The 12405-nt window shown below is 63.5% G+C and carries 11 protein-coding genes; 3 read left to right on the top strand and 8 right to left on the bottom strand.

The window, feature by feature from the left end; genetic code table 11:
• Nucleotides 1-60 precede the first annotated feature (60 nt).
• A complete protein-coding gene (locus ACE3PH_RS01695) occupies nucleotides 61-1317 on the top strand; it encodes an alpha/beta fold hydrolase (protein ID WP_374315851.1) in 1257 nt (418 codons plus the stop codon).
• Here ACE3PH_RS01695 and ACE3PH_RS01690 read toward each other — a convergent pair.
• Together ACE3PH_RS01690 and ACE3PH_RS01685 are read right to left on the bottom strand one after the other, a co-directional pair.
• A complete protein-coding gene (locus ACE3PH_RS01690) occupies nucleotides 1304-1969 on the bottom strand; it encodes a PEP-CTERM sorting domain-containing protein (RefSeq protein ID WP_374315849.1) in 666 nt (221 codons plus the stop codon). The two genes, ACE3PH_RS01695 and ACE3PH_RS01690, sit on opposite strands and share 14 nt — an antisense overlap.
• A gap of 123 nt (nucleotides 1970-2092) precedes the next feature.
• Complete coding sequence (locus ACE3PH_RS01685) at nucleotides 2093-2758, bottom strand: PEP-CTERM sorting domain-containing protein (protein ID WP_374315847.1); 666 nt, start codon at nucleotides 2756-2758, stop codon at nucleotides 2093-2095.
• A gap of 149 nt (nucleotides 2759-2907) precedes the next feature.
• Between ACE3PH_RS01685 and ACE3PH_RS01680 the strand changes: the two genes are divergently transcribed.
• Both ACE3PH_RS01680 and ACE3PH_RS01675 read left to right on the top strand, forming a co-directional pair.
• Nucleotides 2908-5010, top strand: a complete 2103-nt coding sequence (locus ACE3PH_RS01680) for an ATP-dependent helicase (RefSeq protein WP_374315845.1) — start codon at nucleotides 2908-2910, stop codon at nucleotides 5008-5010.
• A 281-nt stretch (nucleotides 5011-5291) separates the two neighbouring features.
• Nucleotides 5292-5714 carry an OsmC family protein gene (locus tag ACE3PH_RS01675; protein WP_374315843.1) on the top strand — a complete coding sequence of 141 codons (423 nt, stop codon included), beginning with the start codon at nucleotides 5292-5294 and terminating at the stop codon, nucleotides 5712-5714.
• Here the strand turns inward: ACE3PH_RS01675 and coq7 are convergent, their stop codons facing one another.
• The 6 genes from coq7 to ACE3PH_RS01645 all read right to left on the bottom strand — a co-directional run bounded on the left by coq7 (nucleotide 5715) and on the right by ACE3PH_RS01645 (nucleotide 12318).
• Entirely contained in the window at nucleotides 5715-6374 is a 660-nt protein-coding gene (gene coq7, locus ACE3PH_RS01670) for a 2-polyprenyl-3-methyl-6-methoxy-1,4-benzoquinone monooxygenase (RefSeq protein ID WP_374315841.1), read from the bottom strand.
• Between the two features lie 39 nt (nucleotides 6375-6413).
• Nucleotides 6414-7568, bottom strand: a complete 1155-nt coding sequence (gene rodA, locus ACE3PH_RS01665; RefSeq protein WP_374315839.1) for a rod shape-determining protein RodA — start codon at nucleotides 7566-7568, stop codon at nucleotides 6414-6416.
• Nucleotides 7565-9733, bottom strand: coding sequence for a penicillin-binding protein 2 (gene mrdA, locus ACE3PH_RS01660; RefSeq protein ID WP_374315837.1), 2169 nt, complete (start codon nucleotides 9731-9733; stop codon nucleotides 7565-7567). The genes rodA and mrdA overlap by 4 nt, the downstream gene beginning before the upstream one ends.
• Before the next feature lie 17 nt (nucleotides 9734-9750).
• On the bottom strand, nucleotides 9751-10266 hold the full coding sequence (gene mreD / locus ACE3PH_RS01655; RefSeq protein WP_374315835.1) for a rod shape-determining protein MreD: 516 nt from the start codon (nucleotides 10264-10266) through the stop codon (nucleotides 9751-9753).
• Nucleotides 10263-11210, bottom strand: coding sequence for a rod shape-determining protein MreC (mreC, locus tag ACE3PH_RS01650; RefSeq protein WP_374315833.1), 948 nt, complete (start codon nucleotides 11208-11210; stop codon nucleotides 10263-10265). Before mreC ends, mreD begins: the two co-directional genes overlap by 4 nt.
• 67 nt (nucleotides 11211-11277) lie before the next feature.
• Nucleotides 11278-12318 (bottom strand): rod shape-determining protein, encoded by a 1041-nt coding sequence (locus tag ACE3PH_RS01645; protein ID WP_374315831.1) that lies wholly within the window; start codon nucleotides 12316-12318, stop codon nucleotides 11278-11280.
• Nucleotides 12319-12405 lie beyond the last annotated feature (87 nt).

Below are 12405 nucleotides of genomic sequence, written 5' to 3'. Positions count from 1 at the left end.
CACGGCGCACGCTCAGCGCGGCACAATCTGGTATCCAAACGTCACGACTGCCAAGCTGCCATGCCATCCTCCCTTGAATACCCTTTCGACCATCCTTTCGAGCGCGGCATGCGCAACCGTCGCGCAGCCCTAGGCGATGCCTGGGTGGACAAGTCGGTGGCCAAGGCCAATGCCTTCAACGCCGAATTCCAGCACTTCATCACGGACTACGCCTGGCATGGCGTGTGGGGGCGCCCCGGACTGGACTGGAAGATCCGCCGCATCATCGTGATGGCGGTGACCTGCTCCCTGGGGCGCTGGGATGAATTCGAGATCCACATGCGCGGCTCGCTGACTCCGGGCAACGCCCACACCTTGACCCCGGAAGAGGTGCGCGAGGCCCTGATTCAAATTGCCATTTACGCCGGCGTGCCCGCCGCCAACACAGGCTTCGCCAAGGCATTGGGCATCATGCGCGAACTGGGCATCGAGCCCCCGCCTCACCCTGCCACGGATGCCTGGCACCCGGGGGTAGGCCGATCGGTCTTCACACGCTCGCGACCCAAGCTGCACGCGACCGTGCGCGACGCACGCCAAGGCGATGCCCGCCACACGGTGGTGCTGAGCCATGCGCTGGGACAGGATGGCGCGATGTGGGACATCGTGGCCAATGCCCTGTCAGGCGAGTACCGCGTGATCTGCCCCGACACCCGCGGACATGGGCGATCGCAGACCACGACCGACACCCTGAGCATGGCCGATCTGGCAGCCGACGCCGCCAGGCTGATCGACGAAGTGGCAGGCGAGCCCGTGATCTGGGTGGGTCTGTCGATGGGCGGCATGATCGGCCAGGAACTGGCCTTGCGTTACCCGGACAAGGTCAAGGCACTGGTGCTGGCCAACACCACCAGCCGCTACGACGAAGCGACCCGACAGGCCCTCCAGCAGCGCATCGACACCATTGCGGCACAAGGACTGGGCGCCGTTGCCACGGCCACCATGGCGCGCTTTTTCACGGACAGCTTCCGCAGCCATCAGGCCGCCGCCGTGTCTCGCCACCAGCGTCTGCTGGAAGCCACGGACCCAGACGGCTACATCGCCTGCGCTCAGGCCATCAAGGATGTCGATACACACGATCGGCTGTCGGACATCAAGGTGCCCACCCTCATCGTGGCAGGAGATCAGGATGTCTCGACCACGGTCGACATGGCGATCGGCATGGGCCACCGCATTGCGGGCTCACAGATGGTCACGCTGGCGGACTGCGCACACCTCAGCGCCGTGGAGCGCCCCGACGCCTTTGCAGGCATCGTGGCCGACTTCATCAGCGGGCTGTGAGCCGCTTCTGGCGGCGCCGCGCCGCCAGGGCCACCACCAGGCCACCGACCAGCGCCAGCACGACGGTATCGGGCTCCGGGACCGTCGGGGTCGACACCAGCGTACCGAGGAAGTGCACTTTGGAGTTGGCATTGCTGCCATAAATGCCACCGACGCCAAGCAGGTCCAGCATGGGCGCGTAACCCGACGAGACCAAGGAGGCGGCCGTGAGGCCGCTGCCCGACAAGGTGAAGGTTGTCGTCTGCCCCTCGGACAGGCCGGAACCAGACAGCTTCACCGACCAGTTGTAGGTGTTGCCCGCATCAAGCACGATGGGCGTATACGAGTAGCCAGAGCGCGCACTCACCAAGGAGCCAGATACCGTGCCGGACTCACCGTTGAGCCAGATCTGGTCCACGGTGGTGCCATTTTTGGTGAATGACGCAAAGGAGTTGACCAACTGCGTCAAGGAAATCTGAACCCCGCCGGCCACATCGGTGACCTGCATGGTTGCCACGGAATAGGACAAGGTGGCGGTGTCGCCCAAGGTCGCCGTGGACGTATCAAAAAACGTGCTGAAGCTGTAGGTGTAAGTCTCTGCAGAAGCGCTCAGCGAGGCCAGCGCCAACAGGGCACCTGCCACACTTGTTTTGACCACCGAAAAGCACTTCACTGACTCACTCCCGATACGGCTGCCGCCCTTGCTGCGTGAAGCAAGGAGACGGGCTGTGTATCAGGATGGTAACAGGGTTAGACCAAAGGAGGGGTAAACCCTCACCAACGGATCTGGCAACCTTCAGCGTCGGCGGGCACCGCGCCACACCGCCAGCAAGCCGACAGACATGAGCGCCATCGTGCCAGGCTCGGGCACCGCAGGGGATGACACCAGGGTACCCAGGAAATGGACCTTGGCAGAGGATGCCGTCGCATAAGGGCTGCCGGCGCCATCGAGCTGGATCATCGGGACATTGAGCGTGCTGGCAAAGCTGCTGGCGCTCACGCCACTTCCCAGAATCTTGAAAGTGGCCGAACTGCCTTCGGCGATGCCGGAACCCGTCAGCCGGATGACACCGTTGTAGGTGTAGCCCCCGTCAAGCAGGATGGGGGTGCTGGAGCCGCCCGTGGTCACCGACAGGGTGACATTGGAACTGGTCGACACCGTGCCCCAGACGCCGTTGAGCCACAAGGCATTCAACAAGGTCAACCCCGATGAGGCGGCCGCAGGAAAAGCGTTGGCGACCTCGCTCCATGTCAACTGAACCCCGCCGTCGATGTCGGTGATGGACAGCGTGGCCACGGAGTAGGCCAGGGTCTTGGTATCGTAGAGGGATGCGGTAGATGTATCGAAGAAGGTGTCGAACCGGTAGGTGTAGGTGTCGCCCGTGGTGACGGCACCAGCCCAGTGACTGCCCATCGCCAGAACGGCGCCTGCTGCCCACTGCCAAGCGGTTTTCGTCATCATCCGGTCTCCGATTCTTGTTCGACTGTGTGGGGCGCGACATACCGAACCCCATTTATCGGAGGCAGTGTGCACTATGCTTGCAGCCTCGTGTCCCCCGAGAATCGGGGTTTTTCCCCCGGAACTTCCCTAGGCCATCACCTGGTTCACCGATGTCCGCAGCGCATTCTTCAGCCCCACCATCCACGCTCAACCCCGCCCAGATGGCGGCCGTGCAGCACCTCGACAGCCCCTGCCTGGTGCTGGCCGGAGCGGGGTCCGGCAAGACCCGTGTGATCACCCAGAAAATTGCGCGCCTGCTGCAGCCCGGGCCGGGTGCCGATCTGGCCCCGCAGCAGATTGCGGCCATCACCTTCACCAACAAGGCCGCGGCTGAAATGCGTGAACGGGCCAAGGCGCTGATCGGTGGGCGGGCGGCAGGCAAGCTGCTGATCTGCACCTTCCACTCGCTGGGCGTGAAGCTGTTGCGCGAAGATGGCGAAGCCCTGGGCCTCAAGCCCCAGTTTTCGATTTTGGACAGCGATGACGTGCTCAGTATCCTGCGCGATGCAGGCGGCACGACCGACGCCAAGCAGGCGCGCCACTGGCAATGGACCATCAGCCTGTGGAAGAACCAGGGCCTCAACAGCAGTCAGGCGGAAGCCCAGGTCGCCACCGACGATGAACTCATCTGCGCCCGGGTGATGCGCCTCTATGAAGAGCGGCTGCTGGCCTATCAGGCCGTCGACTTCGATGACCTGATCGGCCTGTCGATGAAGCTGCTGCAGGACCACGCTGCGGTACGCGCCAAGTGGCAGCGCAACCTGCAGCACGTGCTGATTGACGAATACCAGGACACCAACGCCACGCAGTACGAGATGCTCAAGCTGCTGGTCGGGCAACAGGGCATCTTCACGGCCGTGGGGGATGATGACCAGTCCATCTATGGCTGGCGCGGCGCCACCATCGAGAACCTCAAGCGCCTGCCGCAGGACTACCCGAATCTGAAGGTGATCCCGCTGGAGCAGAACTACCGCTCCACGAGTGCCATCCTGCGCGCCGCCAACCATGTGATCGCGCTCAACCCCAAGCTGTACCAGAAGACGCTGTGGAGCGACCTGGGCGAGGGTGAGCCCGTGCGCGTGGTGGAGTGCGACAACGAAGAACACGAGGCAGAACGAGCCGTGGCCCGTCTGCAAGCCTTGCATGCCGGAGGCAACGGGGCCAGTGGTGCCACGCAATGGAGCGATTTCGCCATCCTCTATCGCGCCAATTTCCAGGCCCGCCAGTTCGAACAGGCCCTGCGTCGCGCCAACATACCCTACAAGGTGTCTGGCGGCCAGAGCTTCTTTGACAAGGCCGAAATCAAGGACCTGTGCGCGTGGTTGCGCCTGCTGGTCAACGAGGACGACGACCCGGCGTTCCTGCGTGCCGTCACGACACCCAAGCGGGGCATCGGGCACCAGACACTGGGTGCGCTCGGTGAATTCGCCGGGAAGTGGAAGATCAGCCTGTTCGAGGCGTTGTTCTCGGACTCCCTGTCGGCCTCCTTGAATGCACGGGCCATCGGCTCGCTGCACGAGTTCGGCCGCTATGTGAATGACCTGCAGTACAAGGCACGCCACACCACGGGCACCGAAGACGCCAAGGTCATGCTGCTGGAGTGGCTCAAGGAGATCGGCTACGAACAGCACCTGTACGAAGGTGAAGACAACGAAAAGATCGCGGCAGCCCGCTGGACCAACGTGCTGGACTTTGTCGACTGGATTGCGCGCCGCTGCGGCGGCCAGATCGAGAATGACGGCGGCATGACCACCGAATCCGAACGCAAGAGCGTGCTGGACGTGGCCCAGACCATCTCGTTGATCACCAGCCTGGCAGAGCGTGGCGGCGAAACCAATGTGGTGACGCTGTCGACGCTGCACGCCTCCAAGGGCCTGGAGTGGCCCCACGTGGTGCTGGCCGGGGTGAATGAAGGCTCCCTGCCCTTCAACAACGAAGAAGAAGAGATGACGCCTGAGCGACTGGAAGAAGAGCGTCGCCTGATGTACGTGGGCATCACCCGCGCGCGTCTGACGCTGGTGGTCAGCACCCTCAAGCGCCGCAAGAAAGGCCGAGAGTTCGTGCAGGCCATTCCGAGCCGCTTCATTGTCGAAATGAAGCTCAGCGAAGGCGGTGGCCCCAAGGAAGATCCGCGCGAGAAGCTGCGTCGCCTGCGCGAGGAGATGGCCGCCAAAGCTCAAGCCAGCGCTGATGCGCTCAAGCAGCAGCCTTGATGGTCACCGCGAGTGCAAGCACTCACATCCCAAAGTATGTCGGCAAAAAAATGGCCCAAGCCAGAGGCTTGGGCTGGAATCCGCCATCAACTGGTGGAGTGGAGTAGACAAACGAAACAAGCAGGTGTGAGAGCCTCTTGCCCGGCAAGAAGTTCCCGCCTGCTGTATCAAATTGTATCGTCGGCGGGATGTCCCCACAAGGTTTCCCTTTGAAATTCGGACTGCCGCACAATGCGGGCCAATTTCGTCACACTTCTCATACGTTTTACTGGAGATCCGGCATGGAATGCACCATCCACTGGCAGCCCTCGGCGGGCATGGCCTTCATGGCTGAAACCGGCAGCGGCCACGTTCTGATGATGGACGGCGCGCCTGATGGCGGTGGCCGCAACCTGGCCCCTCGCCCCATGGAAACGGTGCTGGCAGGCACGGGCGGCTGCACCGCCTATGACGTGGTACTGATCCTCAAGCGAGGTCGCCACGATGTGCGAGGCTGCCAGGTCAAGATCACGGCCGATCGCGCCGAAACCGACCCCAAGGTGTTCACCAAGGTGAACATGCACTTCATCGTGACCGGGGTGAACCTGCCGGACACCGCCGTGCAACGCGCCATCCAGATGTCGCACGACAAATACTGCTCGGCCAGCATCATGATCGGCAAGACAGCCGAGATCACGACCAGCTTCGAGATCGTCGCGGCCTGATCAGATGTAATGTGCAGTGGTCGTCATGACCTTGGCGACCGCGCGCATGAGTCCGCGCACAGGAGCCGGCAGCACGACGCCACCCGCGGCCATCGCTGCGTCTGCATGCTGGACTTCGTCTGCGCGCATCTGCTCGACGATGGCGCGCGACGCGTGGTCGTCCGCCGGAAGGCGGCGCAAGTGCGATGTCAGGTGAGACTCGACCTGCCGCTCGGTTTCATTGACGAAACCCAGACTGATCTGGTCGCCCGCCCGCGCGGCCACGAGACCAATCGCAAAAGAGCCGGCAAACCACAGAGGGTTGAGCAAGCTGGTGCGGCCGCCAAGTTCGCGCAAACGCTGTTCGGTCCAGGCCAGGTGGTCTGTTTCGTCTCGCGCGGCTGCCTCGAATTGCGCACGCAAGACCGGGTCTGTGGTCCCCAGCCCTTGTGACGCATAGAGCGCCTGCGCGCACACCTCGCCGACGTGGTTGACCCGCATGAGGGCAATCGCCTCCCGCTTGTCCGCGTCGGACAGGGCCGGGGTTTCAATCGGCGCCTGGGGACAGGGTCGCGCCGCAGCGTGGTCGGCAAACACCGTACGCAAAGCGGCGTCGGCAGCCATCAGCAAACGATCGACTGGGCTGTGTTCCCGACCCACGGTTTGTGCATGCGCATCCATCTTCTATGTGCTCCGGAAAGTGGGGGCTAGCCCAAGGCCTCAACGCTGCATCAGGCCCCGACTGCGGGAAATCGACATGAGCATACCCAGCGCCAGGCCCAGCGTCACCATGGCTGTACCGCCATAGCTGATGAACGGCAGCGGCACACCCACCACGGGCAGGATGCCACTGACCATGCCCATGTTGACGAAGGCATAGGTGAAAAAGCTCAGCGACAGCGCGCCAGCCAGAAGCCGGGAAAAAAGCGTGGGGGCCTGCGACGCGATCATCAGGCCCCGCACGATCAGCGCCAGAAACCCTGCGACCAGCACCAGGCAGCCGACCAGGCCCTGCTCTTCTGAAAACGCCGCGAAGACGAAGTCGGTCGTGCGTTCCGGGATGAATTCCAGGTGGGTCTGCGTACCCTGCATGAAGCCCTTGCCGAAGACGCCCCCCGAACCAATGGCGATCATGCCCTGGATGATGTGAAAGCCTTTGCCCAGCGGGTCTGTTGTCGGATCCAGCAAGGTACAGACACGGTTCTTTTGATATTCGTGCAGGCCGATCCAGGTCACGTCTGGCTGACACAGTCGCTCTTCATAGCCGACGATCGCAGCGATGGCCACGGCACCGACCAGCACGACGGGGATGATCAGGCGCCAACTCAAACCGGCAAAGAAGATCACATACAAGCCGGCCGACAGGACCAGCACCGCCGTGCCCAGATCAGGCTGCTTGATGATGAGCCCCACGGGCAGCAGCAGCAGTCCACCCGCTGCGAGAAAGTCGACCACACGCAACTGCCCTTCACGGCGCTGGAACCACCAGGCCAGCATCAGGGGGGTCGCAATCTTGAGGATCTCGGAAGGCTGGATCACCGTACCGACATACAACCAGCGGGTCGCCCCCTTCTTCGTGATACCGAACACGGCCGTTGCCAGCAACAAGGCGATGCCCAGCGTGTAGATGGGTACAGCCAGCGTCATCAGGCGTTGAGGCGGTATCTGCGCCACCGCGAACAGCACCACGTAGGCCAGCATGACGTTGCGGCTCTGGTCACCAAAACGGGTGCCGCTGTCATAACCGACCGAGTACATGGTGATCAGGCCGATCATGCACATGACCGTGGTGATCACGAGCAGGGGCAGATCGAAACCCTGAAAGACCGGCCCGATGCGCTGCCATAGCGAAGGTTTTTCGAAGGCCACATTCATGGTCGCACCTGTGATGCAGCGGGTTGCAGGACACGCGCTCGCGAGGCCACGGCCATCGGCGACGAGGCCACGCCCGAGGCTGGCGCGGATGGTCGCGACGGCGCCGACGACGGCACCGCCACGCCAGACGCAGAGCGGGCCGGTGCACTGGCACCGGCAGCAGCCGCATTCGGCAACACCGCGGGGCCCACCGGTATGTCATTGCCATAGGAGTCGGCCATGGTGGGCAAAGGCACATCTTCAACCCGTCGACGCACACCGATCGGTGCCGTCGCCTGACCGACCTGCACGGCCGCGATGTCCTCTTCGCTGGGATATTCACCCATCAGCACATAGTCCAGCACGCGACGCGCGATGGGCGCTGCGGCCTGGGCGCCGAAGCCGGCGTTTTCCACAATGATCGCCAAGGCGATGCGCGGGTGATCGATGGGGGCAAAGGCTTCATACAGCGAGTGGTCACGCTGGTATTCGCCCATGCGTGACGCCACGTACTTTTCGCCGGCCTTCAGGCCCACCGCCTGCGCTGTCCCGGTCTTGCCGCCGCTCTGATAGCCGGCCCCCGCGAACACGCGTGTGCCGGTACCTTCAACGGTCACGCCATGCATGGCCTCGCGCACAAAGGCGGTGTGCTCGGGGTTGTAGACCAGTGGCGCCAGAGCCTGGCTGGACACCACGCGGCGTTGACGGGTCACCACATCTTCGATCTCCCGCACCACGCGGGGCTGGAAGCGCTGACCGTCGGCTGCCAGGGTGGACAAGGCGGTGGCGATCTGCAAGATGGTGAAGTTGTTGTAACCCTGGCCAATGCCCAGCGAAATGGTCTCGCCTGCGTACCACTTCTTTTGCTCAGGACGACGGTAGGTACGTCGCTTCCAGTCGGTGGAAGGCAGGATCCCCGTGACTTCGCCCTTGAGGTCGATGCCCGTCAAACGCCCAAAACCCAGGGGCTCGTTCTGATCGTGGATCAGGTCGACGCCCAGGTCGTTGGCCAGGGAGTAGAAATACACATTGCTCGACTCGACGATGGCGCGGCGCATGTTCATCGCGCCACCGCGCTCGTTCTCCGGGCTGCGGAACTGGTGTCCGCCAAAATTGAACACCCCATTGTCCATGATGATGGTGTTGGGGTTGCGCTTGTTGGTGTTCAGCGCAGCCAGGGCCATGAAGGGCTTGTAGGTCGACCCGGGCGGATAGGTGCCGCGCAAGGCCCGGTTGAGCAAGGGCTTGTCAGCTGACTCGTTGAGCTCTTTCCAGTTCTCGGTGTCGATGCCATCGACGAACAGGTTCGGATCGAAGGTCGGCTTGCTCACGAAAGCGAGCACCTCGCCATTGCGTGGATCGATGGCCACCAGCGCACCTCGGCGCTTGCCGAACAGGCGCTCGATGAGGCCTTGCAGCTTGATGTCGATGGCCAGGTGCACCGTGTTGCCCGGCGTCGCCGGATGGGAGCTCAGGCGCCGCACAGCCCGGCCGCCCGCACTGGTTTCGACCTCTTCAACCCCGGTCAACCCATGGAGCTCGCGCTCGTAGCTCTGCTCGATGCCCAGCTTGCCGATGTAGTCCGTGCCGCGGTAGTTGGCCTGGTCTTCATCCGGCCAGTCTTCCATGGCTTCCTTTTCACGCTGGTTGATGCGGCCGATGTAGCCCAGCACATGGGAGGCCAGCTCACCATAGGGATAGTGGCGGAACAGCCGGGCGCGGATATCGACACCGGGGAAGCGGAAGCGCTGTGCCGTGAAGCGGGCCACCTCGACATCGGACAGGCGCGTGCGGATCGGGATGGACTCGAAGCTCTTGGACTCTTCGCGCAGGCGCTTGAAGCGGCGGCGGTCACGGGGTGCGATGTCGACCAGCTTGGCCAGCTCATTGATGGTGGCCTCGACGTCCTCGACCTTGGAGGGGGTGATCTCCAGCGTGTAGGCCGAATAGTTGTTGGCCAGCACCACGCCGTTGCGGTCCACGATCAGCCCACGGTTGGGCACGATAGGCACCACCGCAATGCGGTTGTTTTCAGCCTGCGTGGCCAGATCATCATGGCGGACCACCTGCAAGACGAACAGCCGGAACACCAGCAAGCCGAAACAGAACAGCACGAACCCCGCCGCCACCCACAGCCGAAGCCGGAAGCGCGACAGCTCCTGTTCCAGGTTCTTGAGTTCGGTCATGCCTCACCTGCTCCCGGTCAGAGCGGGCGATTCTTGTCGCGGTCAGGTGCCCGGCGCTGCGGCGCCAGCAAGACCACGCTCGCCACCGGCCACAGGGCAGCCTCGATCAGCGGCGACAGAATCAGCCCCCACCCCGGAAAGCCGGCGCCCGCGATCAGGCGAACCAGCAGCATGACGGCGTGCGACGCCATGAACAGCGGCAGGATCTGCAGCGCCTGGGACCCCACGGTGAACCACAGCAGGCGACGGTGCACCGCGATGGCGCCGTAACTCAAAAGGGTATAGGCCAGCGCATGCTGACCCAGCAAGGCACCGTGATGCACATCCATGAACAGGCCGAACACAAAGGCCGTGCCCACACCCACACGCCGTGGCTGATGCACATTCCAGAACACCAGCGCCACAGCCAGGAAGTCCGGCATGCCGACGATGCGGCCCAGCGGCACCAGATTCAGCGCAAACGCCACCAGCAGACTGAACCAGATGAACACCGGGTTCACCGGCAGCAGCAATTGATTGCCACGCGGCATCATGGTTGGGCCCCCGATGCATGATGGGCCGGATGGGCTGCAGCCGACGCGGGCGCCGAGGCGGCCACAGCAGCATCCACCGGACGCGGCGGCAGATGTTCTGACACGGGCGTCAGCAAGAGCACGTGCCGAGCGCCGTCGGGCTGCGCCCGCGGTGTCAACCAGATACGGGCAAAAGCCGAATCCGCACGGCGATCGACACGCAACACCTTGGCCACGGGCAAGCCTGCGGGATACACCCCGTCCAGCCCGGATGTCTGGAGCTCGTCACCGGCTTGCACATCGGCATTGGCCGCCATGAAACGCAACTCCATACCGCCGCTCTGCGGCAGGCCATAGGCCACACCGCGCTGCTGGGTACGCACATTGACCACCGGCACGGCCGCATCCTTGTCGGTGACCAGGGTCACCTCCGAGGTCAGCGGATAGACACGGGTCACCTGCCCCAGCACACCCGCGCCATCGATCACGGGCGAACCCAGAAAGACACCCTGTGTGTTGCCCTGGTCGATCACCACCTTGCGTGTGTAGGGGTCTGGCGCGTCATACAGCACCTCGGCGGCCTGCGAGCGAACCTGGATGCGCGGACGCAAACCCAGCAACTCGCGCAAGCGGGCATTTTCACGCTCCAGTTGTTCGGCCCGCATGATGCGAACCTCCTGGGCGGCCGCCTGGCGCTGCGCTGTGCGCAAATCAACCTGGGCCTGCTGCAGGCCGGACAGGTAGCCCCCGGACTGATCCCACCAGTTCACCGGGGCCAGCAAGGCACTCTGGGCAGGCTGCAGCGCGGTGGCGATCACGGCACGCAGGGGCTGCGTGACACGCCACTTCACGTCGGCCACCATCAGCACCACGGCCAGCGCAGCAAAGAACATCAGCCGCGTCAGTGCTGACGGGCCTTGCTTGAAAAACGGCGGTGGCGTACGGTCAATGGTGGCCAGTGGCATGCTGCGCTCCCGCGCAAAGTGAAAGGGCTGTGTTCACCACAGCCCCTTCCAGAAGACCGACTGAAGATTATTCCGATGTGAAGATGCTACCCAGGCGGTCCATGCGCTCCAGGGCCATGCCGCAACCACGCACCACACAGGTCAGCGGGTCTTCGGCCACCAGCACGGGCAGGCCGGTTTCCTCGGCCAGCAGGCGGTCCAGGTCACGCAGCAGGGCGCCACCACCGGTCAGCATCATGCCGCGCTCGGCGATGTCGGCACCCAACTCGGGCGGGGTTTGTTCCAGCGCGTTCTTCACCGCCGAGACGATCTGGTTGAGCGGGTCGGTCAGGGCTTCCAGGATCTCGTTGGACGAGATGGTGAAGCTGCGGGGCACGCCTTCCGACAGGTTGCGACCCTTGACTTCCATCTCCTTGACTTCGGAGCCGGGGAAGGCCGAACCGATTTCCTTCTTGATGGCTTCGGCGGTGGGCTCACCAATCAACATGCCGTAGTTACGGCGGATGTAGTTGATGATGGCTTCGTCGAACTTGTCACCGCCGACGCGGACCGAGCCCTTGTAGACCATGCCGCCCAGGGAGATCACGCCCACTTCGGTGGTACCGCCACCGATGTCGACGACCATGGAGCCGGAGGCTTCGGAAACCGGCAAACCGGCACCGATGGCAGCGGCCATGGGTTCCTCGATCAGGTAGACCTCGGAGGCACCGGCGCCGAGCGCCGATTCACGGATGGCGCGGCGCTCCACCTGGGTCGAGCCGCAGGGCACGCAGATGATGATGCGTGGCGACGGCTTCAGAACCGAGCGCGGGTGCACCATCTTGATGAACTGCTTGAGCATCTGCTCGGTGACCGTGAAGTCGGCGATCACGCCGTCCTTCATCGGGCGGATGGCCTCGATGTTGCCGGGCACCTTGCCCAGCATGGCCTTGGCTTCCTGCCCCACCGCCTGGATGGTCTTCTTGCCGTTCGGCCCGCCTTCGTGGCGGATCGACACCACAGAGGGCTCGTCAAGAACGATGCCCTTGTCACGCACGTAGATCAGCGTGTTGGCGGTACCCAGGTCAATTGCCAGGTCCGTGGAAAAATATTTGCGAAACATGCCCATGCGACGAAACTCCGTCGGTCCTTTCGGCCGGCTGAAGCGACTCCGCACATGCTGATTGACCGCATGGCCCGGTCCGCCCAGCCCCTG

The organism is Aquabacterium sp., assembly GCF_041909175.1.
Lineage (GTDB): Bacteria > Pseudomonadota > Gammaproteobacteria > Burkholderiales > Burkholderiaceae_C > Aquabacterium.
This window is presented reverse-complemented; position numbering and strand designations above follow the sequence as displayed.

Excerpts from the sequence above, each read along its gene's own strand:
- ACE3PH_RS01695 (WP_374315851.1), top strand. The coding sequence starts at position 61 with ATGCCATCCTCCCTTGAATACCCTTTCGACCATCCTTTCGAGCGCGGC.
- ACE3PH_RS01685 (WP_374315847.1), bottom strand. The coding sequence starts at position 2,758 with ATGATGACGAAAACCGCTTGGCAGTGGGCAGCAGGCGCCGTTCTGGCG.
- ACE3PH_RS01680 (WP_374315845.1), top strand. The coding sequence starts at position 2,908 with ATGTCCGCAGCGCATTCTTCAGCCCCACCATCCACGCTCAACCCCGCC.
- ACE3PH_RS01675 (WP_374315843.1), top strand. The coding sequence starts at position 5,292 with ATGGAATGCACCATCCACTGGCAGCCCTCGGCGGGCATGGCCTTCATG.
- coq7 (WP_374315841.1), bottom strand. The coding sequence starts at position 6,374 with ATGGATGCGCATGCACAAACCGTGGGTCGGGAACACAGCCCAGTCGAT.
- rodA (WP_374315839.1), bottom strand. The coding sequence starts at position 7,568 with ATGAATGTGGCCTTCGAAAAACCTTCGCTATGGCAGCGCATCGGGCCG.
- mrdA (WP_374315837.1), bottom strand. The coding sequence starts at position 9,733 with ATGACCGAACTCAAGAACCTGGAACAGGAGCTGTCGCGCTTCCGGCTT.
- mreD (WP_374315835.1), bottom strand. The coding sequence starts at position 10,266 with ATGATGCCGCGTGGCAATCAATTGCTGCTGCCGGTGAACCCGGTGTTC.
- mreC (WP_374315833.1), bottom strand. The coding sequence starts at position 11,210 with ATGCCACTGGCCACCATTGACCGTACGCCACCGCCGTTTTTCAAGCAA.
- ACE3PH_RS01645 (WP_374315831.1), bottom strand. The coding sequence starts at position 12,318 with ATGGGCATGTTTCGCAAATATTTTTCCACGGACCTGGCAATTGACCTG.